This window comes from Hoeflea sp. EC-HK425 (genome assembly GCF_902498795.1).
Lineage (GTDB): Bacteria > Pseudomonadota > Alphaproteobacteria > Rhizobiales > Rhizobiaceae > Hoeflea > Hoeflea alexandrii.
In genome coordinates this window covers 2,225,715-2,251,913 of sequence record NZ_LR701572.1, presented here as the reverse complement: position 1 = coordinate 2,251,913, position 26,199 = coordinate 2,225,715, and the positions used below count along the sequence as shown (strand labels likewise).

Here is a 26,199-nt window from a genome sequence, read left to right as displayed (position 1 = left end):
GGACCCCCAAACCACGCACACCCCGGAGACTGCCATGACCCTGATTTCAACCGATCCGCCGCTGGCGGAGCCGGTGACGCTTGCCGAGTTGAAGGCGCATCTGCGCATCGATGCGGGCGATGAAGACACCCTGCTCGAGGGCCTGATCCGGGTCGCCCGCGCCCATCTCGAAGCGGTCACGGGCGTGGCGCTGATCACCCAGGGCTTTCGCTTGGCTCTCGATGACTGGCCCCGCGGCGAGGTGATTCATTTGCTCAAGACGCCGGTTCAAACCATTGATGCGATTCTGGTTTACGACGCCGACGGCGTGGAACAGACCCTCGATCTGTCGGGGCTCGTGCTTGACGGCACCGCGCACCCGGCGCGGCTCATGGTGCGGCAACGACCGCCTGCCGGCCAGCCGATCAACGGCATCGAGATCGAGTTCACCGCGGGCTTCGGTTCGGGCGCGGAGCTGCCGCCAGAACTCAAGCGGGCGGTTCTGATTCATGCCGCTTATCTCTATGAATTCCGCGGCGCGGTGACGCCGGACATGCAGCCTGCCGCGATCCCCGCGGGCTATGACCGGCTGATCGCGCCCTGGCTGCGGAGGTCGCTGTGATGGCCGCGATGTTCATCGATCCGGGACGATTGAGCGCCCGGCTGGATCTGGAAACGCCGGCCGATCTGTCTGACGGGCAGGGCGGCGTGACCGGGGGCTGGACGCCGGTGGCGAGCGTGTGGGCTCGGATCGAACCGCTGCGCGCTGCGCCCCGAGAAGAGGCGAGCGCGGGCACCGCGCCCATCACCCACCGGGTCACCATCCGCTATCGCGACGATGTCCGCCACACCATGCGCTTCGTCCACCGCGGCCGCGAGCTCTTGATCCGCGCCGTGCGCGATCCCGACGAAAGCCGCCGCTACCTGGTCTGCGACTGCGAGGAGAACCGGCCATGAGCGTCAATCAACTGCAACAGGCAGTGGTCGAGCGTTTGGCCAACAGCCCGGCCGTTCTCGCGATCACCGGCGCAGGCCGGATTTTTGACCGGCTGATCACCCGCGCCGAGCCGCCCTACCTGGTGCTGGGCGAGATCACCAGCAGCGATTTCTCGACTGGTGAATCCGATGCCAGCGAACACCGCTTCGAAATCGAGGCGTGGAGCAAACAGAACGGCCGCAGAGAGGCGGTCGGACTGGCCGATGCGGTTCGCGCCGCCCTGCATGACGCCGATCTGACGCTCGCCGGCGCGGTGCTGATCAACCTCCGCCACGAACGCACTGTCAGTCGTCGCGCGCCCAAGACCGGGCTGCATGTGGCGCGGCTCAGGTTCCGCGCGGTGACCGAGCCGTGATCGCCGCCTGCTCCGAAAGCGAAGACCCAGATTTTGAAAGGACACATCCATGACCGCCCAGAAAGGCAAGGACCTGCTCATCAAGATCGATGATGGCGGGAGTTACGTCACCATCGCCGGCCTGCGCGCAAGGAGGCTGGCCTTCAATGCCGAGGCCGTCGACATCACCGACGCGGAATCAGCGGGGCGCTGGCGCGAGCTTTTGGGCGGCGCCGGGATGCAGCGGGCTTCACTGTCGGGCGGAGGCCTGTTCAAGGACCAGGCCAGCGATGCGCTCGCTAGATCCGTGTTCTTCGCCGGCGAGATCCGCGACTGGCAGGTGGCGATCCCGGATTTCGGCACCGTCACCGGGCCGTTCCAGATCATGGCGCTCGAATATGCCGGCCGGCACGATGGCGAGATGACCTTCGAGATCGCGCTCGAATCCGCCGGCGCGCTTGTCTTCGCTGCTGTGTGAGGTGGCGATGAGCGTTCATCCCAACCGCCGCCGCGGCGAGATCGCGGCGCAATTCGATGGCGAGATCCGGCTGCTGTGCCTGACGCTGGGCGCGCTGGCCGAACTCGAAAGCGCCTTCGGCGTCGACGATCTCGTCGAGCTGGCCGAGCGCTTCGAAGCCGGGAAACTCTCTGCCGGCGACATCATCCGCATCGTCGGCGCCGGGCTGCGCGGCGCGGGCAACCGGCTGAGCGACGAGGACGTGGCCGAGATGTCGACCGAGGGCGGGGCTGCGGGCTTTGCCCGGATTGCCACCGAACTGCTCTGGCTGAGCTTCGGCGGCGCCGAGACCGACCGGCTTTCACAATCAACACCCAATCGGGAGGGCCGGGCTCCGGACAGGCCCGAAAACCCTCCCGGGCCGCAGGTGGCGCCGAGGTGACGATGCCGGACCGGACGTTTTTCCCCTGGGCGTCCGTGCTCCGTTTCGGCCTCGGCCACCTGCGGCTTCCCCCTGATGCCTTCTGGCGGCTCAGCCTTACAGAACTCAACGCGCTCGCCGGCGCGGACGCCCGGCCTGAAACGACCACCCGGACCTCGCTGCAGGCGCTGATGGCGCTCTACCCGGACAGCCGAGCGGAGCCCGCCCAACACATGCGAAAGGACCTTGCCGATGACCGATGAGCCGAACCTCAACGTCTCCGTCGAACTCGATCTCAATGGCGCCGACCGGGCGCTCGATGAGCTGACGCGCAAGGCCGACGCCTTTGGCGGGGCGCTTTCCGGGGCCTTGAAATCTGCCACCGTCGACGGCCGCGGCCTTGACGACGTGCTCAGAACGCTCGGAACCCGCATGGTCGGCATTACGGTGGATGCCGGAACGCGCCCGCTCAACCAGCTGATGAGCAATTCGATCGCCGGTCTGACCGGCAGTCTCGGCCGCCTCCTGCCATTTGCCAGGGGCGGGGTGCCTGGCCGGATGCACGCCTTTGCCGATGGCGGCGTGGTCGGCGGACCGTCCTATTTTCCGATGCCGGGTGGCGATGTCGGGCTGATGGGCGAGGCGGGCGCGGAAGCGATCCTGCCGCTCGCCCGCGGGCCGGACGGACGTCTGGGGGTGGCGGCGGGCACAGGCACGCAACCGGTGCAGGTGACCTTCAATGTAACCACGCCGGATGCGCAGAGTTTTTCCAAGTCCGAGGCCCAGGTCACCGCCATGCTGGCCCGTGCCGTCGGCCGTGGCCGGCGCGGCCTGTAGGAGGCAGACATGAGCAATGGTTTTCACGAGGTGCGGTTTCCGCTCCGGCTTTCGCTCGGCGCCAGCGGAGGGCCGGGACGGCGCACCGACATTGTCGCGCTGTCCAACGGCGGCGAAACCCGCAACGCCCGCTGGGCCGATGCACGGCGGCGCTATGACGCCGGAACCAGTTTGCGCGGGCTCGATGACCTCTATCAACTCACCGCGTTCTTCGAAGCTCGGCGCGGCCAGCTCTACGGCTTTCGCTTCCGCGATCCGGTCGACCATGCCTCGGCGCCGCCGGGGCAGGCGGTCACCGCCATCGACCAGCAGATCGGGGTGGGAGACGGGGTGAAGGTCCTGTTCGAACTGACGAAGACCTATGCCGATGCCGGCGGCGCCACCACGCGAAGGATTGAAAAGCCCGCCGAGGGCAGCGTCGTGCTGGCTGTCGGTGGCCTGGCGCTGGAACCGGGCGAATACGCGGTCGATCACATCACCGGCCTTGTCACGATTGCGCCCGGATCGGTTCCTGCGCTCGGCGCGATCGTGACCGCGGGCTACGACTTCGACATTCCGGTGCGCTTTGACACCGACCGCATCGAGATCAGCCTCGCGGCCTTCAAGGCGGGCTCGGTGCCGAGCGTGCCGCTGGTGGAGATCAGGCCATGAGGAATATTCCCGAAGCGCTTGCAACGCATCTTGAACAGACCTCGACCACCACCTGCCATGCCTGGCGGCTGACACGGACCGATGGCCTGGTGCTGGGCTTCACTGAGCACGATCATGATCTCGAATTCGCCGGTACGGTGTTTTCCGCTGCCACCGGATTTCGCGCCAGCGAGGTGGAAAGCGGGCTGGGACTGGAAGCCGACGCCGCCACTGTGGCCGGCGCCTTTTCCGATGCGTCGATCAGCGCCGACGATCTGGCGCTCGGGCGTTATGACGGCGCCCGCGTAGAGACCTTTCTGGTCAACTGGCAGAGTCCGGGCGACCACGTGCTGCTGTCGACGCGGGAGCTGGGCGAGGTCCGCACCGCCGGACAGGCGTTCACGGTCGAACTGCGCAGCCTGGCTGCCTCGCTCGACCAGCCGCATGGGCGGCTCTACGGACGCCGCTGTGACGCCGACCTGGGCGACGCACGCTGCGGTAAGGACATCTCTGCGGGTCCGTTCACGCTGAGCGGGACTGTCGTCGCGGTCAGCGACGGGATGACGTTGATCGTGAGCGGTCTCGACGGTCGGCCCGCGGGCTGGTTCGACCAGGGCCGTATCCGTTTCGTGACCGGCCTGCTTGCCGGCCTGTCCGCCGACATTTCCAGCCATGCGATTGAGCCCGGCGGAGCGCGGTTGGGGCTGTGGTCGCCGTTGGCGCGGCTGCCCGCGCCTGGGGATCAGGTGTCGGTCACCGCGGGCTGCGACAAGTCTTTTGAGACCTGTTCAGCCAAGTTCGGTAACGGATTCAATTTTCAGGGCTTTCCCTATCTGCCCGGAGGCGACTTTGCCTATGGCTACGCCGATGCCGATACCGTCCACGACGGAAGGCCGATCGTGCCATGAGCGCGGATCCTCACGGCGAGCGCATCGTCGCGGCAGCGCGCGGCTGGATCGGCACGCCCTATCGGCATCAGGGATCGCGCAAGGGCGTCGGCTGCGATTGCCTCGGGCTGGTGCGCGGGGTCTGGGCCGAGATCACAGGCAGCGTGACGCAAGACCCCGGAGCCTATGCGCCCGACTGGGCCGAGCGGGCCGGAGCCGAGCGGCTTCTGTTGGCGGCACGGCTGCATTGCGGCGATCCTGTTGGGCTATCGGAGGTGATGGCCGGTGACATCGTGCTGTTCCGCTGGCGCGACGGCGTCTCCGCCAAGCATGCGGGCATTCTCTCGAGTCCGGATCATTTCATCCACGCCTATGAGCCGGTGGGCGTGATCGAAAGCGCGCTGGTTCCCTCCTGGCGCCGGCGGATTGCCGCCGTTCACCGTATTCCCCAGGCCAGCTGAAAAGCGAGTTCATCCCATGGCGACAATCCTTCTGCAGGTGGCCGGCGCTTCGCTCGGCGGTGTCTTCGGACCGGTCGGCACGGCGATCGGCTCGGCCATCGGCGCCACCGTCGGCGGCATGCTCGACACCGCGCTGATCAACTCCACCCGGACCATTGCCGGACGGGGCCTGAGCGGCGCGCGCATTCCCTCCGCCGATGAAGGCTCGCCGATCCTGCGCGTGCATGGCTCGATGCGCATCGCCGGCGCATTGATCTGGGCGACCCGGTTCGAGGAAACCGTGACGCAGGAACGCCAGGGCGGCAAGGGCGGCGGACCGAAGGTCGAGCGCTATCACTATCACGCCAATTTCGCGCTTGGGCTGTGCGAGGGCCCGATCGCCTTCATCCGGCGGGTCTGGGCCGACGGACGCGAGCTCGATCTCGAGAGCCTCGACATGCGGATCTATCGTGGGACAGCCAGCCAATTGCCCGATCCGCTGATCGAAGCCAAGCAGGGTGCCGGACGGGCGCCGGCCTGGCGCGGGCTTGCGTATGTTGTGTTCGAGCGCTTGCCGCTTGACGATTTCGGCAACCGGATTCCGGCGCTGCAGTTCGAGGTGATCCGGCCGGTGGGCGGGCTGGAACCGGCAATCGAGGCGGTGGCACTGATCCCTGGTTCGACCGAGCATGGCTATGCGACGACGCAAGTGCGTGAGACCACCGGGGTCGGCGCCGCGCGAACGCTCAACCGCAACATGCGCCAGGCCGCGACCGACTGGACGCAATCGATCGATGAATTGCAGGCGCTGTGCCCAAATCTCAAGTCGGTCGCGCTGGTGTCGGCCTGGTTCGGCGACGATCTGCGCGCCAGCCATTGCCGCTTCCGCCCCGGCGTCGAGGTCGTCGCGCGCAACGGGGAGACGCGGCCCTGGAAGGTGGGCGGGCTCGACCGGACAACCGCGCACCTGGTTTCCACCAGCAATGGCGGCCCCGCCTATGGCGGCACGCCTGACGATGCCGCGCTCGTCGAGGCGATCCGCGATCTCAAAGCGCGCGGGCTCAAGGTGGTGCTCTATCCCTTCGTGCTGATGGACATACCGGCCGGCAATGGCCTGCCAGATCCCGGCGGCGGAACCGGGCAGCCGGTCTACCCCTGGCGCGGGCGGATGACGGTGAGTGTCGCGCCGGGATTACCGGGAACGCCGGACGGCACGGCCACGATGCGAGCCGAAATCGTTGCGCTGTGCGGCGGAACGCTTGTCTCCGATGTCGTCGTCTCGGGTGACAGCGTTGCCTGGACCGGTGGCGACGAGGGCTACCGGCGCTTCATCCTGCATCACGCCGCACTGGCCATTGCGGCCGGCGGCGTCGACGGCTTTGTCATCGGCTCGGAGATGATCGGCCTGACCCGGCTCAGGGATGATGCCGGGGCGTTTCCCTTTGTTGATCAGCTGATCCAGTTGGCCGCCGACAGCAAGGCGACGCTGGGCGGGGCGACGACGGTGACCTATGCCGCCGACTGGACCGAATATGCCGGCTACCGGCCCGATGACGGTTCCGGCGACGTTCATTTCAATCTCGATCCGCTCTGGGCACATCCGGCCATCGGCGCCATCGGCATCGACAACTACATGCCGCTGAGCGACTGGCGCGACGCGGATCTGTCGGCCGGCAATCCCGATGATGCGAATTTTGCCAATGATCAGGCAGCCATGCGAGCCGGCATCGTCGGCGGTGAAGGCTATGACTGGTACTATGCCGGCAAGGCGGGGCGGGATGCGCGGGAGCGGCTTGCGATCACCGACGGTCTTGCGGGCAAGCACTGGGTTTACCGGGTCAAGGATCTGCGCGGCTGGTGGCAGAACCAGCATTTCGACCGTGTCGGGGGAGCCGAGGCGGCAAGCCCCAGCCCCTGGGTCCCCGGCTCGAAGCCGTTCTGGTTCACCGAGCTGGGATGCCCGGCGGTCGACAGGGGCGCGAACCAGCCCAACCTGTTTCCCGACCCGAAATCGTCGGAAGGCGCGATCCCCTGGTACTCGTCGGGCGGGCGCGATGACCTGGCGCAGCGGGCGTTTCTCGAGGCGCATCTTGCCCACTGGTCGGGGGCGGCGAATGCAGATGGCATGGTCGCCACCGACCGTATTCATCTGTGGACCTGGGACGCGCGGCCGTTTCCGGCGTTTCCGCTGTCCGCGCGGGTCTGGTCCGACGGCCCGAACTGGCGTACCGGCCACTGGCTCAATGGCAGGCTGGGGACCGTTGCGCTGAAGGACCTGATCGCGGCCATCCTGACGGAAGCCGGAATGACCGGTTTCAACGTGGACCGTGTCGACGGCATGGTGACCGGGCATGTGATCTCGAGCCCGGCCTCGGTGCGCGCGGTGCTGGCGCCGCTGGTCGAGGCCTTCGCCATCGATGTCCGGGAAGGGGCCGGTGGGCTGGAGTTCACCTCGCGGCTCACCCGTGGCGCGGCGCCGCTGGAAATCGATGCGGTGGCGGAGCCCGCCGAGGGGCCGCTGTTCGAGGAAATCCGTGGCGAACGCAGCGAGTTCGCCAACGAGGCCGTTCTGCTGTCGGCCGATCCGATGAGCGATTACGCCCCGGCCTCGGCCCGATCGCGCCGGCTCGAGGGCGAGGCCGCGCGCCAGCATGATCTGCCCCTGAGCGTTGCGATGGAGGCGGGACTGGCCCGCGTCACCGCCGATCGCTGGCTGCAGGATCACCGCTTGCAGCGCCGCCAGCTGCGCTTTGCGCTGCCGCCACAGGCCGCCGGAATTGAGCCTGGCGACACCGTCCGGTTCGCGATGGAGAACGCCCCGCCGAGCCGCTTCCGCATCACCCGCATCGAGGATGGCGAGATCCGCCGCATCGAGGCCGTGGCTCATGTTGGGGCCGCTGCGCCGCGGTCGAACGAGGACTACGGCGGCGAAACGGGCAACGATGCCAATGCGCCATTCGCACCGGAAGTCGTTCTGCTCGACTTGCCGGTGCTGTCGGGGAACGACGAAACCGGATGGGCAAGGGCAGGGGCACTGGCGATCCCCTGGCGGCAGATGGTTCTGTCGAGTTCCGTTGAAACCGAAGGCTATGCGGCGCGGGTGACGCTGGATGCGCCGGCCCGCATCGGCGCGCTGGCCGAGGCCTTGCCGCCGGGGTCAATCGAAGGACGGTTTGACTGTGGCAACGCGATCCTGGCCGATCTGGGTTTTGGCGGCCTTTCGAGCGCCAGCCGTCTGGCGGTGCTCAACGGCGCCAACGCGGTGGCGGTCCGCTCGGAAGCCGGGAGCTGGGAGATCATCCAGTTCGAGATCGCCGAGGAGATCGCACCGGGACGCTGGCGGCTTGAAAGCCTGTTGCGCGGACAGGCCGGAACCGACGACGCCATGCGCGCCGGCGCAGCCTCCGGTTCGGCCTTCATCGTTCTCGACGGCTCGGTCAGATCGCTCGGTCTGTCCCTGGACGAGGCCGGACGCGCCTTCAACTGGATCGCGGAAGCAAGCGGCGGACTGGCCGGCGGACCGTCGCCGACGATGTTCGCCGGCGGGGAACGGGCGCTCACGCCGCTGTCGCCGGTACATCTTCGCGCCGAGAGGCGGGCGGAAGGCATCAGGCTGTCCTGGATCCGCCGCGGCAGGCTTTCGGCTGACAGCTGGACCCCCGCCGAGATTGCCAATGACGAGGGCTTCGAGCGCTACCGCATCGACATCCTCGATGGCGTCAAGGTTATCCGGACGGTGGAAATGACCACATCGGAGTGGCTCTATCCGGCGGCCGATGAACTCACGGATTTCGGCGCACCGCAGGCGCAGCTGACCTTTCGCGTCGCACAGGCCGGAAGGCGCGTCCCCTGGGGGATCAACCGAACGGCAGCATGCAGTCTCTGATCTCCTCAGACGGCATCTCCAAACCAGACTGAAAATCCAGCCCGAAAACCTTGAAAGGACATCTGCGATGACCGACATCAAACCTTGGTGGCAATCGAAAACCCTGTGGGGCGCCATCGTCACGATAGGTTCGGCCGTGCTTGGCCTGACGGGACTTGATCTCGGCGAGACGGATCGCGAGGCGCTGACCGGGCTTCTGACTTCGCTCGGTGCCGCGATTGGCGGCATGATAGCCATCTTCGGGCGGATCAAGGCCAAAAACCGGATCGGTTGAACGCCGCTTGGCGACCGGTGCCGGTTTCCATTCATTTGCGGTTCAGGCAGGATCTTGTATCACTGGCTCCAAGATGAAATACGAACCGCTCCAGGGCTGATCATGATCATGAATTTCCTCAGTATCGGCTTAGTCGCCGCCCAGGCCGCAACCATGGCGCCGGTCGCCACCGTGTCGCAGGATCTGCGGGCGCCTGATGGCACCGCCATCGTCCGCACCGCATCCGACTGCTCGGGCGCAGCCAATCAGGTTGTCGGCCAGACCGGCGGACAATTGCTCTCTGCTTCCGCCCAGACGGAAGGCGGTCAGGCGGTCTGCGTGATCACGGTACTGGTACCCGGCAGCGGTAATGACCGCCCGAAGAAAGTCACCGTCACGGTTCCGCAGTAGGAAAACGGCAGTGCAATCGGGGCGGGGCTCGGCAGGTCCTGAAATGCCTGGCCTTTTCACGCCGGCCTGTGCGGATCGCGCGAGTCGGTGCATGGTAAGAGGGCGCGTACAGGCGGTATTGAGCCGACCGCGCGAAGACACAAAGCGGGAGCAGTTCAAGTGCGCATCTTGATCGTCGAGGATGACAAGGATCTCAATCGCCAGCTGGCCGAGGCGCTGCTGGAGCAGGGCTACGTGGTCGACCGTGCCCATGATGGCGAGGAAGGCCATTTCCTCGGTGACACGGAGCCCTATGACGCGGTGATCCTCGATATCGGCTTGCCAGAAATGGACGGCGTCACCGTGCTTGAGAAATGGCGCGCTGACGGCCGCGCCATGCCGGTGCTGATCCTGACCGCGCGCGATCGCTGGAGCGACAAGGTCGCCGGTATCGACGCCGGCGCAGATGACTATGTCACCAAGCCGTTTCACGTCGAGGAGGTGCTCGCACGCATCCGCGCCTTGATCCGCCGCGCCTCCGGCCATGCCTCTTCCGAGATTACCTGCGGTCCGGTCCGGCTCGACACCAAGGCGTCCAAGGCCAGCGTGGATGGTACAACGCTGAAACTGACCAGCCACGAGTACCGGCTTCTCTCCTATCTGATGCACCACATGGGAGAGGTGGTGTCGCGCACCGAACTGGTCGAACACATGTATGATCAGGATTTCGACCGCGATTCCAACACCATCGAGGTTTTCGTCGGCCGGCTGCGCAAGAAGATCGGCGTCGAGCTGATCGAGACCGTGCGCGGTCTCGGCTACCGGATGGTTGCGCCCGAAGGCGACAGCAGCGGCAAGTCCGGATGAAGCGCGGTTCGCTTACCGCCCGCGTCCTGCTGTTTGCATCCGTATGGGCCGTGATCGCCCTGGTGGCGATCGCCATTGTCATTTCCCAACTCTATCGGACCGGCAGCGAACGCGCCTTTGCCGACCTGCTCCGTGCCCATCTCAACAGCGTCATCAATGCAGTGACAATCAACGAGCAGGGGCGCCTGGCTGGCAATCCGCAACTGGGCGACCTTGTGTTCGACCAGCCCGGCAGCGGCTGGATCTGGCTGGTTGAGCCGCTTGGTGGCCTGGATGGCCCGCGGTTGGCTTCGATTTCCATCGGCGAAGAGGCGATACCGTCCCCATCACTTGAGATCTTGCCCTTCGGTGATCGTTATCAGCGCAGCTACGCGGCCGATGATGGCTTTGGCAACCACCTGGAAGTCATCGAGACTGAAGTCGAACTCGACAACCAGGGCCATGCCGCACGGTTCCGCGTCGGCGGCAACCGCGCGGTGCTGGAAGCCGAAATCGCCGATTTCTCGGCCAATCTCTACCTGGCGCTGGCGCTGTTCGGGATTGGCAGCCTGATCGTCAACGCCATCGCCATTCTTTATGGTCTCCGGCCGCTCGATCATGCCCGGCAGGCGCTCGGCCGCATCCGCGCCGGCGAGGCGCAGCAGCTCGACGGCAGTTTTCCGCGCGAGATCGCCCCACTGGCGGGTGAGATCAACGCGCTGATCGAGGCCAACCACCGGGTCATCGAGCGGGCCCGCATGCAGGTCGGCAACCTGGCCCATTCGCTGAAAACGCCCATTGCCGTGCTGATCAACGAATCCCGTGACATGACGCCGGCGCATGCGAGCCTTGTGCGCACCCAGGCTGAAACCATGCAGGCCCAGGTGCAGACCTATCTCGACCGGGCCCGCATCGCCGCCCAGCGCGGCAGCGTTCTGGCGCGCACCGAAGCCGCGCCCGTCATCGAGCGGCTGGTGCGGGTGATGGCCAAGCTGAACCGGGATCTGGACTTTGCCGCAGATATCGAACCGCGCGACGCGGTGCTCGCCATGGAAAGCCAGGATCTGGAGGAGGCGCTCGGCAACCTGGTGGAGAATGCCGCCAAGTTCGCGCGCAACAAGGTCGTGGTCAGATTGCGCCCGGCGCCCGCCGTCGAGGGCGAGAGGCAGATGGTCCGCATCGACATCGACGATGATGGCCCAGGCCTCGATGATGAAGGCATGCGCGAGGCGATGAAACGCGGTCGCCGTCTCGACGAATCCAAGCCCGGAACCGGTCTCGGTCTGTCGATCGTTGGCGAGATCGCGTCGGAGTACAAAGGCGGTTTCACGCTGGCGCGCGGCGAAAGCGGCGGCCTTTCGGCACGATTGACCCTGCCGGCGCTGATCACGGAGGCTTGAACCGACGTGGTTGGTTACCAGGCGCCTGCTCGGGTAGTCTCGATGGGAGGTGCGGTGGTGCGCCACAATGCCGCCACAGGAACAAGGCATGAACCTGAAGAGGCGGAGGTCCCGGTTTGCGGGGCTTGTCCGCAATTCAAGCGAGGATGACGGCAGCATGGCAATTTTGGTCTCAAGAGTGACGCGGTTCGGTATCATTGCCTTGCTGGCGGGAGCAGTTGCCGGATGTGCCGCCACCGGGGGTGTGCAGCCTTTGGCGTTCGCACCCGTCTCTACTCCCAAAGTGGCCGACAGCGACGCCATTCTGGCCGCGCTCAATGGCGGAATCCTGCCGCAGGACGCCGCTGGCGGTCTGGCCGGGCCCGACCGGTTGCGCGCTCTGGAAGCCGAATACCAGGCGCTGGAAAAGGCCTCGCTTGGCCAGGTCGTCGCCTGGAAGAGCCAGGCCCGGGGAACCGCCGGCGAGGTTTCTGCCGGAACGCCCTATCAGGTCGGCCAGCAGAACTGTCGCCAGTACACCCATACCGCCACCATCAGGGGTGTGCCGGTGAAGGGGCAGGGAGCAGCCTGCCGCAACGAGGATGGCAGCTGGACGCCGCTGGGTTGATCGCTGGTTTCGGCGCGGAAAGGTCATGTCGCACGCGCATTTTGACCGTCTGCTGATCCCTGCATGAGGCCGATGAAAGAGAAGCCCCGGCGCAAGCGCCAAGCGGTCTCGAATGTCGGTCCGGACCGGCGCCTCGCGGCGTATTCTGGTGTGCATGCGGGCTCGCAACACTCAAATACGCGACCAAACGCCCCAATTGGGGAATCAAGGCCGATTGATGTTGGAAAACAATCAATGCTCGGATATTGAAGCATCATGTTGTTTTGGGTAATCGCCGCCGTCATGACTGCCATTGTCACCGTGGCCCTTATGGGACCGGTGATGCGTTCACGTGCGCAGGCGTCCGACGCGCCTGAATTGCATGACATCGAGGTCTATCGCGACCAGTTGGCCGAGGTCGATCGCGATCTGGCCGATGGCCTCGTCGATCCGGTTCAGGCGGAGGTCGCGAGGACCGAAATCTCCCGCAGGCTTCTGGCGGCAGCACGCAAGAGCGAAGCCGCGGGCACCGATGACGCGTCCGATCGCAACCGACAGCTGCGCCGCGTCGCAGCGATCGCAGTTGCCCTTTTCATGCCTCTTGCAGCCCTGACCGCCTATCTTGAGTTCGGCCGCCCCGGTCTGCCACAACTGCCGCTCGCGGCACGGCTTCAGGCCGATCCGCAGACCAACGACATCGCCATGCTGATCGCCCGGGCCGAGCAGCACCTGGCCGAAAATCCGGATGATGGCCGGGGCTGGGACGTTCTCGGCCCGATCTATCTCAGGACCGGGCGTTTTGAGGATTCGGCTGCCGCGTTCAAGAAGGCGATTTCCATTCTGGGGCCGTCACCGACCCGGCTTGCGAGCCTTGGGGAGGCCCTGTTTTCCGCTGCCGGTGGGATCGTGACCGAAGAGGCGAGCCTGGCTTTCCAGACCGCCCGGGAACTTGATTCGACCGATCCGCGGCCGCAATTCTTCCTGGCTGTGGCCCTGGCCCAGTCGGGCAAGACCAGCGAAGCCCGCGCGGCCTTCTCCGGCATGCTCGAAACGGCGCCGCCGGATGCGCCATGGATCCCGGCTGTTCAAAGCCAGTTGGCGGCACTTCAGCAGCAACCGCAGACCTCGCCATTGTCGCCGGCGGGTGCCGCACCTGGAAATCCCTCCGCCGCCGATATCGCCGCTGCGCAAAACATGAGCGCGGAAGACCGTCAGGCGATGATTGCCTCGATGATTGAAGGGCTGGAAGCCAGGCTCGCGGACAATCCCGACAATGTCGCCGGATGGCTGCGGCTGGTGCGGTCTCACGTTGTCACCGGAAACCGTGACAAGGCGCAGACGGCGCTGGATCGGGCCTTTGCTGCGTTCGCCCCCTCCGGACCTGAGAACTCACAGCTGACCGCGTTGGCTGGCGAACTTGGCCTGAATGCAACGCCCACGCTTGGCGGCGTTCCGATGGCGCCTGCCGTTCCCGGACAGGAGCAGCCCGCCGTTGAGCCGTCCGCGGCGGCCAAGACGCCGTTCATTCTGCCGCCCGCAGGCAGCGAAACGCTGGCTTCGCAAGAGCGTCAGACTGATGACGCTGCGCCTGCGGGGCCGTCGCAGGCCGACATCGCCGCGGCCGCCGACATGTCCGTCGAGGACCGGGCGTCGATGATCCGCTCCATGGTGGAATCGCTCGATGCGCGGATGGTCGAAAACCCTGACAATCTCGAAGGCTGGCTGCGCCTTGTGCGCTCCTATGCCGTCCTCGGAGACCGGTCCGCGGCGCAAACGGCGCTTGAGCGTGCCGGTACGACATTCGCTGTGGAGAGCGACGGCGGCCGCGCCTTGGCCGAACTCGCAGCCCAGCTAGGGCTGGAACCTGTTGTGGAGAGCCAATGAACCGCAAGCAGAAACGATTGTCCATCATTGCCGCCGGTGCGGTTTTCCTCGCAGGAGCCGCGGCTCTGGTGACGTCCGCTCTGCGCGAGCAGATCGTGTTCTTCAACTCGCCAACCGATGTGCTGGCTCAGCCGCTGGCACCCGGCACCCGGGTCCGGCTTGGCGGACTGGTTGAGGAGGGCACCGTCCTGCGCGGCGAGAATTCGGCGGTGACCTTCCAGGTGACCGACACCAATGCTTCGGTCAAGGTTCGCTATGTCGGTATCCTGCCCGATCTGTTCCGTGAGGGGCAGGGCGTGGTCACCGAGGGCGTGTTTTCGCCCGAGGAAGGCACCTTCATGGCCGATACGGTTCTGGCCAAGCATGACGAGAATTACATGCCCAAGGAAGTCGCCGATGCGCTCAAGGCGCAGGGTGTCTGGCAGGAGGGCGATCCGCCACCAGGCGTGAACGTCAAGGAGACGCCAGTCTATTGACCGGCCGGGGTGCCGCAGACGTGCAGGAGGAAAGAAGCCATGATCATTGAAATCGGCCATTTTGCCCTGATCCTCGCGCTGGCGACCGCGATCGTTCAGTCGGTGGTACCGCTGATCGGAGCCCGGCGCCGCGACGCGGGAATGATGGCGGTCGGTCCGCAGGCGGCGGTGACTTCGCTGATGCTGGTGGCGATCTCTTTCTTCGCGCTCACCCACGCCTATGTGGTGTCCGACTTCTCGGTCCAGAACGTTGTGGAGAACTCCCACTCGCTCAAGCCGATGCTCTACAAGGTGACCGGCGTCTGGGGCAATCACGAAGGCTCGATGCTGCTTTGGGTGCTCATCCTGGTGCTCTTCTCTGCGCTGGTGGCGCTGTTCGGTCGCAATCTGCCTGATACGCTGAAGGCAAATGTGCTTGCGGTTCAGGCATGGGTCACCGTGGCATTTCTGCTCTTTGTCGTGCTCACCTCCAATCCGTTCAACAGGCTTGACCCGGCGCCCCTGGAAGGCAATGACCTCAACCCGATCCTGCAGGACATCGGCCTGGCGATCCATCCGCCGCTGCTCTATCTCGGCTATGTCGGCTTCTCTATTTCCTTTGCCTTTGCCATCGCCGCCCTGATCGAGGGCCGCATCGACGCCGCTTGGGCCCGCTGGGTGCGGCCGTGGACATTGACCGCCTGGATCTTTCTCACCGCCGGCATCTCGATGGGCAGCTACTGGGCCTATTACGAGCTCGGGTGGGGCGGCTGGTGGTTCTGGGACCCGGTCGAGAACGCCTCGTTCATGCCCTGGCTGGTCGGTACCGCGCTGCTTCATTCAGCGCTGGTGATGGAAAAGCGCGAGGCGTTGAAGATCTGGACGGTGCTGCTTGCCATCCTGACATTCTCGTTCTCGCTGCTGGGTACGTTTCTGGTCCGCTCCGGCGTTCTGACGTCGGTGCACGCCTTTGCCACCGATCCGGCGCGCGGCGTGTTCATCCTCGGCATCCTGGTGGTCTTTATCGGAGGGGCGCTTGCCCTTTTCGGCCTCAGGGCGGGAACGCTCAAGGCAGGTGGGATGTTCGCGCCGATATCGCGCGAAGGCTCGCTGGTCCTCAACAACCTGTTCCTGACCACGGCCGCCGCAACGGTTCTGGTCGGCACGCTCTATCCGCTGCTGCTCGAATCGGTGACCGGCACCAAGATCTCTGTTGGCCCGCCCTTCTTCAACCTGACCTTCGGCCCGCTGATGGTGCCTTTGCTGCTGGCGGTTCCTTTCGGGCCCTTGCTGGCCTGGAAGCGGGGCGATCTCGCCGGTGCGGCGCAGCGGCTCTATTTTGCCGCCGGCGGATCGCTGCTGGTGGGCCTGGGAGTGGTCTTCATTCAGACCGGCGCACCGGTTCTTGCCGGGCTCGGAATTGCTCTCGGCGTGTTCCTGATCCTGGGCGCCCTGACCGATCTGGCGCTTCGCGCCGGCATCGGCCGCGTCGGCGCCGGTGTGGCCTGGAGCCGGCTGATCGGTCTGCCGCGCTCTGCCTTCGGATCGGCGCTCGGCCATATGGGACTCGGCGTCACGGTGATCGGTGTGGTTGCGGCAAGCGTGTTCTCCACGGAAACCGTGATCGCCATGAAGCCGGGCGACACGGCGACAGCCGGCGGCTATGAGCTGCGTTTCGACGGGATCCGCGATTACAACGGCCCCAACTATACGTCGCAGTCAGGCGAGTTCACGGTGATGCGCGACGGCGTGGAAGTGGCCAAGACCGCTTCCGCCAAGCGCTTCTACCAGGCCCGCGGGATGCCGACCACGGAAGCCGGTATCCTCACCTTCGGCGCCAGCCAGCTCTACATCGCGCTCGGCGATCCGGAGGCCAATGGCGGGCTTGTCGTCAGGATCTGGTGGAAGTCCTGGGTAACCTTCATCTGGTACGGCACCGTCGTCATGATGATCGGCGGGATGCTGTCTCTGTCGGACCGGCGGTTGCGTATAGGTGCGCCCAACCGCGCGAAAGCCCGAAAGAAGACCGCGGAGGCTTCGGCTTGAGCCTGTTTCGTCATACGCTGGCCGCCCTGTTGATGATGCTGGCCTTTGCCGGCCAGGCTGCAGCGGTCAATCCCGATGAGGTTCTTGATGATCCGGCTCTCGAAGCACGGGCGCGCGAGCTCTCGCTCGATCTGAGGTGCCTGGTCTGCCAGAACCAGTCGATCGACGATTCCAACGCCGAACTCGCCCGGGACCTGAGGCTGCTGGTGCGCGAGCGGCTTGTGGCGGGCGACAGCGACGAGGACGTGATCAATTACGTCGTTTCCCGCTATGGCGAATTCGTGCTTCTGACGCCGCGGTTTTCGGTCAAGACCGTGCTCCTCTGGGGCGCGCCGTTGGTGATCCTGCTGATTGGCGCGGGGGTCATGGTGATCAATGCCCGCGGGCGTGACAAGATGGTCGCGGCTGCCGGCGGTAGCGGACTTTCGCAAGCCGAACAGGCAGAGCTCGCAAAAGTGTTGGAGGACCGTGATCGCGAAGCCTGATAGGACGGTCCCGAATATTGATAAAGGGGCACGACATGACGGCACACACGATCAGGGCAGAGTTTGAAGGCCATTCCGGGGCCAGGCTGGCCGCACGGCTTGACCTTCCCGCCGGCGCGATACGCGCCTGGGCGCTGTTTGCTCACTGCTTCACCTGTTCCAAGGATACGCTAGCGGCCAAGCGCATCTCCGGGGAACTGGCCCGCGCAGGCATAGCCGTCATGCGGTTCGATTTCACCGGGCTTGGTTCCAGCGACGGCGAATTTGCCTCCACCAATTTTTCCTCCAATGTCGCCGATCTGCGCGCCGCTGCCGACTGGCTGGCAGACCATTACGATGCGCCCGAAATTCTCGTTGGCCATTCGCTTGGCGGTGCCGCTGTGCTGGCGATTGCGGGCGAACTCGATTCGGTCAAGGCTGTCGCCACGCTCGGTGCTCCGGCCGAAGCCAGTCACGTGATCCAGAACTTCGGCGGCCATGTAGATGAAATCCGGGCCGAGGGAGAGGCTGAGGTCAATCTTGGTGGACGCACATTCACCATCAAGCAGCAGTTTGTCGAGGACCTCGATGCGACCAGCCTGGCCGACCGCATCGGCCACATGAAAAAGGCGCTGCTGATCCTGCACGCGCCGCGCGATGAGGTGGTCGGCATTGACAATGCCGCCGCAATCTTTGGGGCTGCGAAGCATCCAAAGAGTTTCGTCTCGCTTGATGGTGCCGATCACCTGCTCACCGACCCGGCGGATGCGAATTATGTCGCGGGCATCATTGCCTCCTGGGTGGCACGCTACCTGCCTGCGGAAGAACCGCGACGCGAGAATGATCCGGTGGAGGACGTTGTCGTCGGCGAAACCGGGCAGGGCCGGTTTCAGGTCTCGGTTCAGGCCGGCCCGCACCGCTTTCTTGCCGACGAGCCCGCCGATGTTGGCGGCGCCGACACCGGACCGTCCCCCTATGACCTGATTTCGGCAGCACTTGGCGCCTGCACCGCCATGACCCTGCGCATGTATGTTCGCCTGAAGAAGATCGACCTCGGCCTGGTGACGGTCACGGTGCGCCACAACAAGGTGCATGCGGCTGATTGCCTGGAATGCACCGATGAAGAACGGGCCAATGGCGGCAAGATCGACCGGTTCGAGCGGATCATCGCGATCGACGGCGGCACACCCGACGGCCTCGCCGACAAGATTGCCGAGATCGCTGGCAAGTGCCCGGTCCATCGCACGCTCGAACACGGCGCCAAGGTCGTGACGACACTGAGATGAAAGCGAAGCGAATGCTCGCGTATGCAAGGCACGCCGGCATCCACCATGGCTTCCGGCGCCAGCCTTGGAAGTGGCTTGCCAAACCGATCAAATCGCAGCGCAGACCGAATCCGCAGCAGCGGGTGGAATGCGTTGTCGTTATGAAAACCGGCTATGAGGGCGCGGGATGGCCTACTGACTGCTTTGCTTCGTCGCAGATCTCGTGCCACGAGGGTTTTTCGTCGACAAACTCGTGGAGGCTGTTCCTGACAGTCAGTTCGGTGTCGAGTGCGTTTGCTGCTATCGGAAAGCTGTCTGCATCGGACAGGATCTCGCCTAGGGAGGTGCCGCATATCCTGCAGAAACACCTTCCGTATATATACGGAGAAACCGGCTCGAACAGCTGAACATGCTCCCGGCCCTCAATCCACTTGAGATCATCCTTCCTGACGAAAACGATAGTGCTCGCCCCCACTTTCCTGCACCTGGAACAATGGCATGTGCCCATCATCGAAGGCTGATTGAGGAGTTCGAATTTCACCGCTCCGCAGCAGCAACTACCGTTAATCATCAAAAGATTCCTGTTTCAAAAAATGACATGCTATTGGAACAATACATGAACAAAACAAGGAGAGCAAGGTCGCAGTCGAGCTTCGGGAAATGCCCCTTCCTGCAGGAAGCGGCCCGTGAATCTGCCTGGCAGGACCTCACTTGCGAGGGCGCGGCACGCAATGTGGCGAGCACAAGGCAACAAACATTACAAAGGTTTAATGATCCGGAAAGCTTGTCGTAACGGCGACCGCACTATGTCTCTTGCAAAGGTCGGATAAACGGCTTTGCAATCAAGAAGAGGTTGAGACATGTCGAACAAGCCACGCAGATTTTCCAAGGGATTCCTGAGCACGACCGCCATTGCCGGTGTCGCGGCGGCGCTTCTTGCCACGGGCGTGCCCGCGCCGGTCTCCGGTGCCTTCGCAGAAGCCGTCCGCGTTGAAGCTCCTCAGGCACCGAGCTTCGCCGACGTGGTCCAGGCCGTATCGCCGGCCGTTGTATCCGTTCGCGTCCAGGCGGAGGTCAAGCCTGTCGCCAACGACGGCGGTTTCAGTTTCGATTTCAACGGCCGCGGCTTCGAGGACCTGCCGGATGACCATCCGATGAAACGGTTCTTCGACCAGTTCAGCCGTGGCTTCGGTGGTCAGGACGACCGCCGCGCCGAGCGGGACCGCCGCGGGCCCGATTCCGAGCGGCGTCCCGGTCGTGTGCGTCCGGTCAGCCAGGGTTCGGGCTTCTTCATCTCCGAAGACGGCCTCCTGGTGACCAACAACCACGTCGTCGAGGATGGCTCGGCCTTCACCGTCATCATGGATGACGGCACCGAGCTGGACGCCAAGCTGGTCGGACGCGACAGCCGCACCGATCTGGCAGTCCTCAAGGTCGAGGAAAGCCGCACCTTCACCTATGTCGACTTTGCCGATGACACCAAGGTCCGCGTCGGCGACTGGGTCGTCGCCGTCGGCAACCCCTTCGGCCTTGGCGGCAGCGTCACCGCCGGTATCGTCTCGGCCCGCGGCCGTGACATCGGCGCCGGCCCCTATGACGACTTCATCCAGGTCGATGCCGCCGTCAACCGGGGCAACTCGGGTGGTCCGACCTTCAACCTCAACGGTGAAGTGATCGGTATCAACACCGCGATCTTCTCGCCCTCGGGCGGCAATGTCGGCATCGCCTTTGCCATTCCTGCCTCGACCGCCCGGGCCGTGATCAACGACCTGGTCCAGAGCGGCTCGGTCGAGCGCGGCTGGCTCGGTGTGCAGATCCAGCCGGTGACCTCCGACATCGCCGAATCTCTGGGGCTTGCAGAAGCTGAAGGCGCGCTGGTCACTGCACCGCAGGACGATGCGCCTGCTGCCAAGGCCGGCATTGAGGCCGGTGACGTGGTCACCGCCGTCGATGGCGAGATGGTCAAGGATCCGCGTGACCTCGCCAAGAAGATCGCGGCCATGGACCCGGGCAAGACCATCGATGTCACGGTCTGGCGCAACGGCAAGAGCGAGATCGTGAAGGTCGAGCTCGGGTCGCTGCCGACGGAAGTGGCCGCCGTTACTCCGGATCAGGACGAAGCGCCCACCGCCCCCCAGGCCGATGCAACCCTCGACAGCTTTGGTCTGACGGTGGTTCCGGCTGAGACCGGCAGCGGCCTGGTCATCACCTCCGTGGCGCCCGACAGCGCCGCCGAGGAGCGCGGCCTGCGTGCCGGCGACGTGATCATCGCGGTCAACAACCAGGATGTCTCCAAGGCCTCCGACGTGGTCGGCATCATCGACGCCGCCGCCAAGGATGGCCGCAAGGCAGCCCTGTTCCAGGTCGAAAACGAGAACCGTTCGCGCTTTGTCGCCCTGCCGATAGATCAGGGCTGAGTTCATACCTGATCTTGTCGCATCCGGTCTCCCAGGAGGCCGGGTGCAACGACGCGGCGGCCGCCCCTATAGCCGCCGCGTTTTTGTTTGTGTATCCGCCAGCCGGCACCGCTCGGCGCGGCTTGCGGGATAGGGGTGAACCGCTAGGATTGCGACATGAAGATTCTCATCATCGAAGACGACCTGGAAACCGCGGCCTATCTGTCGAAGGCGTTTCGCGAGGCGGGGATCACCGTGGATCAGGCCAGCGATGGAGATTCCGGCTTTTTTCTCGCTTCCGAGAACATGTACGACGCGCTGGTCGTCGACCGCATGCTGCCCAAGCGCGACGGTCTGTCGATCATCAGCGAATTGCGGGCCAGGGGCGACGACACGCCGGTGCTGATCCTTTCAGCCCTCGGTCAGGTTGACGACCGCGTCACCGGTCTGCGCGCCGGTGGCGATGATTACCTCACCAAACCCTACGCATTCTCGGAATTGCTGGCACGCATCGAGATTCTCGGCCGCCGCAAGGGCAGCCGCGCCGAGCAGGAGACCACCTACCGCGTCGGCGATCTCGAACTGGACCGGCTCAGCCATGAAGTCCGCCGCGCCGGCCAGCAGATCCCGCTGCAGCCGCGGGAGTACCGGTTGCTTGAGTATCTGATGAAGAATGCCGGCCAGGTGGTCACCCGCACCATGTTGCTCGAGCACGTCTGGGACTATCATTTCGATCCGCAGACCAATGTCATCGATGTTCACATCTCGCGGCTCAGGTCGAAGATCGAGAAGGATTTCGGCGAGCCGCTGCTACGCACCGTGCGCGGTGCGGGCTACATGATGAAAGCCGGGGGCTGATCGCCTGTGTCCCGGCTCCGCGCCATGCTGTCGACAACGGCGGTCCGCCTGTCGGCTCTCTATCTCGGACTGTTCGCGCTCTGCGCCGTGGCGCTGGTGTTCTACATCACGTCGATTTCCGTCGGAATGCAGCACGACCGCACCCAGGAGATCATCCTGAGCGAGTTGAGGGTGGTGGCAACATCCTACCGCAGGGGCGGCATCACCGGTCTCGTGCGCACCATTGAGCGGCGCTCGCGCCAGCCCGGCGCCAATCTTTACGCCATCGCCACGCCGAGCGGCGAACTGATCGCCGGCAACACGGCTTCGATTGCACCGGGCGTGCTCGATCTTGAAGGCTGGACTTCCACCCCGTTCCGCTACACCCGTCTTGGCGATGCCGAGGACGAGGAGCATCTGGCCCTGGCCCAGGTGGTGGGCTTGCCCAATGGCATGCGGCTGATGGTCGGGCGCGATATCGGCGAGCGGGAACAGGTGCGCGGTCTGGTGCGCCAAGCGCTTGTCAGGGCACTTGCGATCATGTTCGTCGGCGCCCTGGCGATCTGGTTCTTTGTTGGCCGGCGGGCGCTCCGGCGGATCGATCATATGTCGGAAGCCAGCAAGAAGATCATGGCTGGTGATCTGTCGCAGCGCTTGCCTGTCAGCGGGTCCGGCGATGAATTCGACCGGTTGAGCCTGTCGCTCAATGCCATGCTGGGCCGCATCGAGCGGCTCAACGAGGGGCTGCGCCAGGTCTCCGACAACATCGCGCACGATCTGAAAACCCCGCTTACCCGGCTGAGAAACCGGGCCGAGGCGGCACTCTCCGCCGATGGCGGTGCCGCTGCCAAGCAGGAGGCGCTTGAGCAGATGATCGCCGACAGCGATCAGCTGATCCGCACCTTCAATGCCCTTCTGATGATCAGCCGTGTCGAGGCGGGATCGTCAACGGCGCAGATGAGCGACGTCGATCTCTCCGGCTTGGCGCGGGATGCCAGCGAGCTCTATGAGCCGGTTGCTGAAGAGGCCGGGATCAGCCTGGTTGCGCAGATTGCACCGGGTATCACCATTCGTGGCAATCGCGAGCTCCTGGCCCAGGCCCTGTCCAACCTCATCGACAACGCGGTGAAATATGCGGCCGATGCGCCGGCATCGGAAATCACGGTCAGCCTTGCCCGCGCCTCCGGTGGCCAAGTGCGCCTTGCAGTCATCGACAACGGGCCGGGCGTTCCCGCCAACCGTCGCGAGGATGTAGTCAAGCGCTTCGTGCGGCTCGATGAAAGCCGTTCAAAACCAGGTACCGGACTTGGATTGAGCCTTGTTCACGCCGTTGCGGCGCTGCATGGTGGGCAATTGCTGCTTGATGACGCCAAGCCTGGAGCCGAAGAAAATCCCGGCCTTGCCGCGGTCATGGCGCTGCCGGGGGGGACATGAAAGACACGCCAGACACGGGATTGATTGCTGATCTCACCAGGAGCCCGATCCGGGCACCGTCGCAGGCCGCCGCCAAGTCCGTGGCCGCCGATCTCAAGCCGCTTGCCGCCGACCATCCCGAGATCGCGGCGATCCTGGCGTCGGCGGGCGCGCCACGCGATTTTCTGCTGGCAGCGTTGGCGCTGTCGCCCTATCTGCGCGAAACCGCGCTGATCGATCCCAGGTCGCTTGCGCTGGCGCTGTCCTTGCCCGCACCTTACCTGGTTGCCAGAACCATCGAGGAAGCCCGCCTCTGCTGGAAGAACGGGGAGGGCCTGCCGGTTGGCGAGAGCGAGCTGATGGGAGAGCTGCGCCGGGCCAAGCGGCGGGTGTCGCTCACACTGGCGCTGCATGATCTTGCGCGGCTGATCGATGCGCGCCACACCACGGCGGCGCTCAGCGATCTTGCCGATGCGGCGCTGGCTTCGGCTTTCGATCACCTGCTGCGCGGAGGCCACGAAGCGGGCAAGCTGGCCCTTCCGGATCCGGAAAACCCGTGCGAGAATTCCGGCCTGATCGTGCTCGGAATGGGCAAGCATGGCGCGCGTGAGCTGAACTATTCTTCCGACATCGACATCGTCGTCTTCTTCGATCCCGATGCCGGCATAGCGCGCGACCGGGACGAGGTGGGTGAGGTCTTCGCCCGCATGGTGCGGCGGCTGGTGCGCATCATGCAGGAACGCACCGGCGACGGCTATGTCTTCCGCACCGACCTGCGGCTGAGGCCCGACCCGGGCTCGACGCCGCTGGCTTTCCCGGTGGATGCGGCGATGAACTACTATGAAAGCCGTGGCCAGAACTGGGAGCGCGCCGCTTACATCAAGGCCCGGCCGGTGGCCGGCGACACCGGTGCCGGCGAGAGGTTCCTGAAGGAACTGGTACCGTTCGTCTTCCGCAAGTATCTCGATTTCGCCGCCATTTCCGATATTCACTCGATCAAGCGGCAGATCCATGCCCATCGCGGTTTCGGCGACATCGCGGTCAAGGGCCACAATGTCAAGCTCGGGCGCGGCGGCATCCGCGAGATCGAGTTCTTCGTCCAGACCCAGCAACTGATCGCAGGCGGCCGGATGCCGAAGCTCAGGCTGCGCCGTACCGACGAGATGCTGGTGGCGCTGGCGCGCGCGCGCTGGATCGACACCACGACCGCCCGGCTGCTGGTGGAAAGCTACTGGTATCTGCGTGATGTCGAACACCGTATCCAGATGGTGCGCGACGAGCAGAGCCACACACTTCCTGAAAGCGAGGCCGAGCTTGCCCGCATCGCGCTGATGATGGGTGATGCCGACACCGCCAGTTTCGGCCAGACCTATGTCGCGGTGCTCGCCCGTGTCGAGGAGTGCTATGCCGAACTGTTCGAGAAGGAGCAGGGGCTTTCCGGTGGCGTCGGCAATCTCGTCTTCACCGGCGACGACGACGACCCGGGCACGCTCAAGACACTGGCCGAGCTTGGCTTCGATCGGCCATCCGACATCGCCCGCATCATCCGCACCTGGCATTACGGCCGCTACCGCGCCACACAGTCCGTCGAAGCGCGCGAACGCCTCACCGAATTGACGCCGGAACTGCTCAAGGTCTTTGGCGCCACCAAGCGCGCCGACGAGGCGCTGATCCGGTTTGACGCGTTCCTGTCGGGATTGCCGGCCGGCATCCAGCTGTTCTCGCTGATCGGCAACAATCCCGGGCTGATGTCGCTGATGGTCACGATCATGGCCTCCGCGCCGCGTCTCGCAGATATCATCTCCCGCAAACCGCATGTCTTCGATGGCATGCTCGATCCGGGATTGATGGCGGAACTGCCGACCCGCGATTACCTCGCCGAACGTCTCAAGACCTTTCTCGAGGGCGCGCGTGCCTATGAGGAGATCCTCGATCGCTTGCGCATCGTCGCTCTTGAGCAGAAATTCCTCATCGGTGTCCGGCTTCTCACCGGTGCCATTTCCCCCGAACGCGCCGCCCGCAGCTTTTCCCATCTCGCCGACTTGATTATCGGTGCGGCGCTAGAGGCGGTGGCCGAGGGCATGGAAGAGGCTCACGGTCGGGTGCCCGGCGGGCGGGTGGCTGTGCTCGGCATGGGCAAGCTCGGAAGCTATGAGCTGACTGCGGGCTCCGATGTCGACATCATTCTGCTTTATGACCACGATGCCGGCGCCGACGAATCCGACGGCGTCAAGCCGCTCGATCCGGTGCGTTACTATACCCGTATGACACAGCGGCTGGTGACTGCGCTGTCGGCGCCGACGGCAGAGGGCATCCTCTACGAAGTTGATCTCAGGCTTCGTCCGTCCGGCAACAAGGGCCCTGTGGCAACCTCGATCCGGGCCTTCGCCAAGTATCAGGCGGAAGAAGCCTGGACCTGGGAGCACATGGCGCTCACCCGGGCCCGCGCGGTGGCGGGCGATGCGAGCCTTTGCGGCGAAGCCCGTGCCTTGATCGATGAAGTGCTGGCCAAACCGCGTGATCGGACAAAACTGCTGTCCGACCTCACGGAGATGCGCGACCTGATCGAGCAGGAAAAGCCGCCACGCGACATCTGGGACGTCAAGCTGATCCCAGGCGGGCTGATCGACATCGAGTTCATCGCCCAGTATCTCTCGCTCAGCGCCCGCGCCGGGGGCTGGCTGCCGGCACCGGAAGATGACGAGGTCACCGGTCTTCTGGTTGGAGCCGATGTGGATCAGAGTTTTGCCGCTCTCGATCACAATGAATGCACCAGTACCGACGCGACGCTCAAGACCCTCGGACCTGATGTGTTGGGCGAAGAAGTAACGGAAACCCTGCGGGCTGCGCTGGCGCTGTGGAGCGGTCATGCCCAGATCGTGCGGCTCTGCACCGAGGGTGATTTCGCGCCGAAGGAAGCACCCGCGGGATTGATAGATCTTGTCATCCGCGCCGGCCAGGCGCCCGACCTCGCCAGCCTGGAGACTGACTTCAAGTCCACCTCGAAGCGTGTTCGCGCGGTTCTCCGGCAGGTGACCGGCTGAGGCTGTCCGCAATTTGCTGCATCACTATGGGCCACGCAGCGCGGCCTGCAGC

At 64.9% G+C, this 26,199-nt stretch carries 26 protein-coding genes; 25 read left to right on the top strand and 1 reads right to left on the bottom strand.

What is annotated here, in order from left to right; genetic code table 11:
* The first annotated feature begins 34 nt into the window (after nt 1–34).
* The 21 genes from SPHINGO391_RS13640 to SPHINGO391_RS13540 all read left to right on the top strand — a co-directional run bounded on the left by SPHINGO391_RS13640 (nt 35) and on the right by SPHINGO391_RS13540 (nt 18,478).
* Nucleotides 35–601 carry a head-tail connector protein gene (locus SPHINGO391_RS13640; protein ID WP_152009337.1) on the top strand — a complete coding sequence of 189 codons (567 nt, stop codon included), beginning with the start codon at nt 35–37 and terminating at the stop codon, nt 599–601.
* The gene (locus SPHINGO391_RS13635; RefSeq protein ID WP_152009336.1) at nt 601–936 is read left to right on the top strand and encodes a phage head closure protein; all 336 of its coding nucleotides are present in this window, start codon (nt 601–603) and stop codon (nt 934–936) included. Before SPHINGO391_RS13640 ends, SPHINGO391_RS13635 begins: the two co-directional genes overlap by 1 nt.
* The gene (locus SPHINGO391_RS13630; protein ID WP_152009335.1) at nt 933–1,331 is read left to right on the top strand and encodes a DUF3168 domain-containing protein; all 399 of its coding nucleotides are present in this window, start codon (nt 933–935) and stop codon (nt 1,329–1,331) included. Before SPHINGO391_RS13635 ends, SPHINGO391_RS13630 begins: the two co-directional genes overlap by 4 nt.
* 49 nt (nt 1,332–1,380) lie before the next feature.
* On the top strand, nt 1,381–1,788 hold the full coding sequence (locus tag SPHINGO391_RS13625; protein WP_152009334.1) for a phage major tail protein, TP901-1 family: 408 nt from the start codon (nt 1,381–1,383) through the stop codon (nt 1,786–1,788).
* A 7-nt stretch (nt 1,789–1,795) separates the two neighbouring features.
* A complete protein-coding gene (locus SPHINGO391_RS13620; protein WP_152009333.1) occupies nt 1,796–2,209 on the top strand; it encodes a gene transfer agent family protein in 414 nt (137 codons plus the stop codon).
* A gap of 2 nt (nt 2,210–2,211) precedes the next feature.
* On the top strand, nt 2,212–2,451 hold the full coding sequence (locus SPHINGO391_RS13615) for a rcc01693 family protein (RefSeq protein WP_152011559.1): 240 nt from the start codon (nt 2,212–2,214) through the stop codon (nt 2,449–2,451).
* The gene (locus SPHINGO391_RS13610; RefSeq protein WP_152009332.1) at nt 2,441–3,025 is read left to right on the top strand and encodes a phage tail tape measure protein; all 585 of its coding nucleotides are present in this window, start codon (nt 2,441–2,443) and stop codon (nt 3,023–3,025) included. Before SPHINGO391_RS13615 ends, SPHINGO391_RS13610 begins: the two co-directional genes overlap by 11 nt.
* Before the next feature lie 9 nt (nt 3,026–3,034).
* On the top strand, nt 3,035–3,676 hold the full coding sequence (locus tag SPHINGO391_RS13605; RefSeq protein WP_152009331.1) for a DUF2460 domain-containing protein: 642 nt from the start codon (nt 3,035–3,037) through the stop codon (nt 3,674–3,676).
* Nucleotides 3,673–4,563: a DUF2163 domain-containing protein gene (locus SPHINGO391_RS13600; protein WP_152009330.1), complete on the top strand. Its 891-nt coding sequence runs from the start codon at nt 3,673–3,675 to the stop codon at nt 4,561–4,563. Before SPHINGO391_RS13605 ends, SPHINGO391_RS13600 begins: the two co-directional genes overlap by 4 nt.
* Nucleotides 4,560–5,003, top strand: a complete 444-nt coding sequence (locus SPHINGO391_RS13595; RefSeq protein ID WP_152009329.1) for an NlpC/P60 family protein — start codon at nt 4,560–4,562, stop codon at nt 5,001–5,003. The genes SPHINGO391_RS13600 and SPHINGO391_RS13595 overlap by 4 nt, the downstream gene beginning before the upstream one ends.
* 16 nt (nt 5,004–5,019) lie before the next feature.
* The gene (locus tag SPHINGO391_RS13590; protein WP_152009328.1) at nt 5,020–8,868 is read left to right on the top strand and encodes a glycoside hydrolase TIM-barrel-like domain-containing protein; all 3,849 of its coding nucleotides are present in this window, start codon (nt 5,020–5,022) and stop codon (nt 8,866–8,868) included.
* A gap of 67 nt (nt 8,869–8,935) precedes the next feature.
* The gene (locus SPHINGO391_RS13585; RefSeq protein ID WP_152009327.1) at nt 8,936–9,142 is read left to right on the top strand and encodes a hypothetical protein; all 207 of its coding nucleotides are present in this window, start codon (nt 8,936–8,938) and stop codon (nt 9,140–9,142) included.
* A gap of 102 nt (nt 9,143–9,244) precedes the next feature.
* Nucleotides 9,245–9,532: a hypothetical protein gene (locus SPHINGO391_RS13580; RefSeq protein WP_152009326.1), complete on the top strand. Its 288-nt coding sequence runs from the start codon at nt 9,245–9,247 to the stop codon at nt 9,530–9,532.
* 159 nt (nt 9,533–9,691) lie between these two features.
* Nucleotides 9,692–10,378 (top strand): response regulator transcription factor, encoded by a 687-nt coding sequence (locus SPHINGO391_RS13575; RefSeq protein ID WP_152009325.1) that lies wholly within the window; start codon nt 9,692–9,694, stop codon nt 10,376–10,378.
* Entirely contained in the window at nt 10,375–11,757 is a 1,383-nt protein-coding gene (locus SPHINGO391_RS13570) for a HAMP domain-containing sensor histidine kinase (RefSeq protein ID WP_152009324.1), read from the top strand. Before SPHINGO391_RS13575 ends, SPHINGO391_RS13570 begins: the two co-directional genes overlap by 4 nt.
* A 157-nt stretch (nt 11,758–11,914) precedes the next feature.
* On the top strand, nt 11,915–12,364 hold the full coding sequence (locus SPHINGO391_RS13565) for a hypothetical protein (RefSeq protein WP_152009323.1): 450 nt from the start codon (nt 11,915–11,917) through the stop codon (nt 12,362–12,364).
* Nucleotides 12,365–12,619: 255 nt separating this feature from the next.
* Nucleotides 12,620–14,227: a c-type cytochrome biogenesis protein CcmI gene (gene ccmI / locus SPHINGO391_RS13560; RefSeq protein ID WP_152009322.1), complete on the top strand. Its 1,608-nt coding sequence runs from the start codon at nt 12,620–12,622 to the stop codon at nt 14,225–14,227.
* The gene (gene ccmE / locus SPHINGO391_RS13555) at nt 14,224–14,703 is read left to right on the top strand and encodes a cytochrome c maturation protein CcmE (protein WP_152009321.1); all 480 of its coding nucleotides are present in this window, start codon (nt 14,224–14,226) and stop codon (nt 14,701–14,703) included. Before ccmI ends, ccmE begins: the two co-directional genes overlap by 4 nt.
* Before the next feature lie 39 nt (nt 14,704–14,742).
* A complete protein-coding gene (locus SPHINGO391_RS13550; protein WP_152009320.1) occupies nt 14,743–16,728 on the top strand; it encodes a heme lyase CcmF/NrfE family subunit in 1,986 nt (661 codons plus the stop codon).
* A 32-nt stretch (nt 16,729–16,760) separates the two neighbouring features.
* Nucleotides 16,761–17,213 (top strand): cytochrome c-type biogenesis protein, encoded by a 453-nt coding sequence (locus tag SPHINGO391_RS13545; protein ID WP_152011558.1) that lies wholly within the window; start codon nt 16,761–16,763, stop codon nt 17,211–17,213.
* Nucleotides 17,214–17,248: 35 nt separating this feature from the next.
* The gene (locus SPHINGO391_RS13540; protein ID WP_152009319.1) at nt 17,249–18,478 is read left to right on the top strand and encodes a bifunctional alpha/beta hydrolase/OsmC family protein; all 1,230 of its coding nucleotides are present in this window, start codon (nt 17,249–17,251) and stop codon (nt 18,476–18,478) included.
* A 151-nt stretch (nt 18,479–18,629) separates the two neighbouring features.
* Here the strand turns inward: SPHINGO391_RS13540 and SPHINGO391_RS13535 are convergent, their stop codons facing one another.
* Entirely contained in the window at nt 18,630–19,028 is a 399-nt protein-coding gene (locus tag SPHINGO391_RS13535; protein ID WP_152009318.1) for a GFA family protein, read from the bottom strand.
* Between the two features lie 289 nt (nt 19,029–19,317).
* On the opposite strand from SPHINGO391_RS13535, the gene SPHINGO391_RS13530 reads away from it, so the two are divergent.
* The 4 genes from SPHINGO391_RS13530 to SPHINGO391_RS13515 all read left to right on the top strand — a co-directional run bounded on the left by SPHINGO391_RS13530 (nt 19,318) and on the right by SPHINGO391_RS13515 (nt 26,147).
* Nucleotides 19,318–20,874, top strand: a complete 1,557-nt coding sequence (locus SPHINGO391_RS13530; protein WP_152009317.1) for a Do family serine endopeptidase — start codon at nt 19,318–19,320, stop codon at nt 20,872–20,874.
* Nucleotides 20,875–21,030: 156 nt separating this feature from the next.
* Nucleotides 21,031–21,711 (top strand): response regulator transcription factor, encoded by a 681-nt coding sequence (locus SPHINGO391_RS13525; protein WP_152009316.1) that lies wholly within the window; start codon nt 21,031–21,033, stop codon nt 21,709–21,711.
* 24 nt (nt 21,712–21,735) lie between these two features.
* Nucleotides 21,736–23,124 carry an ATP-binding protein gene (locus tag SPHINGO391_RS13520; RefSeq protein ID WP_152009315.1) on the top strand — a complete coding sequence of 463 codons (1,389 nt, stop codon included), beginning with the start codon at nt 21,736–21,738 and terminating at the stop codon, nt 23,122–23,124.
* Nucleotides 23,121–26,147, top strand: a complete 3,027-nt coding sequence (locus tag SPHINGO391_RS13515) for a bifunctional [glutamine synthetase] adenylyltransferase/[glutamine synthetase]-adenylyl-L-tyrosine phosphorylase (RefSeq protein WP_152009314.1) — start codon at nt 23,121–23,123, stop codon at nt 26,145–26,147. The genes SPHINGO391_RS13520 and SPHINGO391_RS13515 overlap by 4 nt, the downstream gene beginning before the upstream one ends.
* The last annotated feature ends 52 nt before the right edge of the window (nt 26,148–26,199 follow it).

What these genes read in the sequence shown, in the direction of transcription:
- SPHINGO391_RS13545 (WP_152011558.1), top strand. Translation starts at nt 16,761, where the DNA reads ATGATGCTGGCCTTTGCCGGCCAGGCTGCAGCGGTCAATCCCGATGAG.
- SPHINGO391_RS13585 (WP_152009327.1), top strand. Translation starts at nt 8,936, where the DNA reads ATGACCGACATCAAACCTTGGTGGCAATCGAAAACCCTGTGGGGCGCC.
- SPHINGO391_RS13515 (WP_152009314.1), top strand. Translation starts at nt 23,121, where the DNA reads ATGAAAGACACGCCAGACACGGGATTGATTGCTGATCTCACCAGGAGC.
- SPHINGO391_RS13580 (WP_152009326.1), top strand. Translation starts at nt 9,245, where the DNA reads ATGATCATGAATTTCCTCAGTATCGGCTTAGTCGCCGCCCAGGCCGCA.
- SPHINGO391_RS13615 (WP_152011559.1), top strand. Translation starts at nt 2,212, where the DNA reads ATGCCGGACCGGACGTTTTTCCCCTGGGCGTCCGTGCTCCGTTTCGGC.
- SPHINGO391_RS13625 (WP_152009334.1), top strand. Translation starts at nt 1,381, where the DNA reads ATGACCGCCCAGAAAGGCAAGGACCTGCTCATCAAGATCGATGATGGC.
- SPHINGO391_RS13570 (WP_152009324.1), top strand. Translation starts at nt 10,375, where the DNA reads ATGAAGCGCGGTTCGCTTACCGCCCGCGTCCTGCTGTTTGCATCCGTA.
- ccmI (WP_152009322.1), top strand. Translation starts at nt 12,620, where the DNA reads ATGTTGTTTTGGGTAATCGCCGCCGTCATGACTGCCATTGTCACCGTG.
- SPHINGO391_RS13600 (WP_152009330.1), top strand. Translation starts at nt 3,673, where the DNA reads ATGAGGAATATTCCCGAAGCGCTTGCAACGCATCTTGAACAGACCTCG.
- SPHINGO391_RS13565 (WP_152009323.1), top strand. Translation starts at nt 11,915, where the DNA reads ATGGCAATTTTGGTCTCAAGAGTGACGCGGTTCGGTATCATTGCCTTG.
- SPHINGO391_RS13630 (WP_152009335.1), top strand. Translation starts at nt 933, where the DNA reads ATGAGCGTCAATCAACTGCAACAGGCAGTGGTCGAGCGTTTGGCCAAC.
- SPHINGO391_RS13610 (WP_152009332.1), top strand. Translation starts at nt 2,441, where the DNA reads ATGACCGATGAGCCGAACCTCAACGTCTCCGTCGAACTCGATCTCAAT.
- SPHINGO391_RS13550 (WP_152009320.1), top strand. Translation starts at nt 14,743, where the DNA reads ATGATCATTGAAATCGGCCATTTTGCCCTGATCCTCGCGCTGGCGACC.
- SPHINGO391_RS13640 (WP_152009337.1), top strand. Translation starts at nt 35, where the DNA reads ATGACCCTGATTTCAACCGATCCGCCGCTGGCGGAGCCGGTGACGCTT.
- SPHINGO391_RS13525 (WP_152009316.1), top strand. Translation starts at nt 21,031, where the DNA reads ATGAAGATTCTCATCATCGAAGACGACCTGGAAACCGCGGCCTATCTG.
- SPHINGO391_RS13635 (WP_152009336.1), top strand. Translation starts at nt 601, where the DNA reads ATGGCCGCGATGTTCATCGATCCGGGACGATTGAGCGCCCGGCTGGAT.
- ccmE (WP_152009321.1), top strand. Translation starts at nt 14,224, where the DNA reads ATGAACCGCAAGCAGAAACGATTGTCCATCATTGCCGCCGGTGCGGTT.
- SPHINGO391_RS13590 (WP_152009328.1), top strand. Translation starts at nt 5,020, where the DNA reads ATGGCGACAATCCTTCTGCAGGTGGCCGGCGCTTCGCTCGGCGGTGTC.
- SPHINGO391_RS13620 (WP_152009333.1), top strand. Translation starts at nt 1,796, where the DNA reads ATGAGCGTTCATCCCAACCGCCGCCGCGGCGAGATCGCGGCGCAATTC.
- SPHINGO391_RS13595 (WP_152009329.1), top strand. Translation starts at nt 4,560, where the DNA reads ATGAGCGCGGATCCTCACGGCGAGCGCATCGTCGCGGCAGCGCGCGGC.
- SPHINGO391_RS13530 (WP_152009317.1), top strand. Translation starts at nt 19,318, where the DNA reads ATGTCGAACAAGCCACGCAGATTTTCCAAGGGATTCCTGAGCACGACC.
- SPHINGO391_RS13605 (WP_152009331.1), top strand. Translation starts at nt 3,035, where the DNA reads ATGAGCAATGGTTTTCACGAGGTGCGGTTTCCGCTCCGGCTTTCGCTC.
- SPHINGO391_RS13535 (WP_152009318.1), bottom strand. Translation starts at nt 19,028, where the DNA reads ATGATTAACGGTAGTTGCTGCTGCGGAGCGGTGAAATTCGAACTCCTC.
- SPHINGO391_RS13540 (WP_152009319.1), top strand. Translation starts at nt 17,249, where the DNA reads ATGACGGCACACACGATCAGGGCAGAGTTTGAAGGCCATTCCGGGGCC.
- SPHINGO391_RS13520 (WP_152009315.1), top strand. Translation starts at nt 21,736, where the DNA reads ATGCTGTCGACAACGGCGGTCCGCCTGTCGGCTCTCTATCTCGGACTG.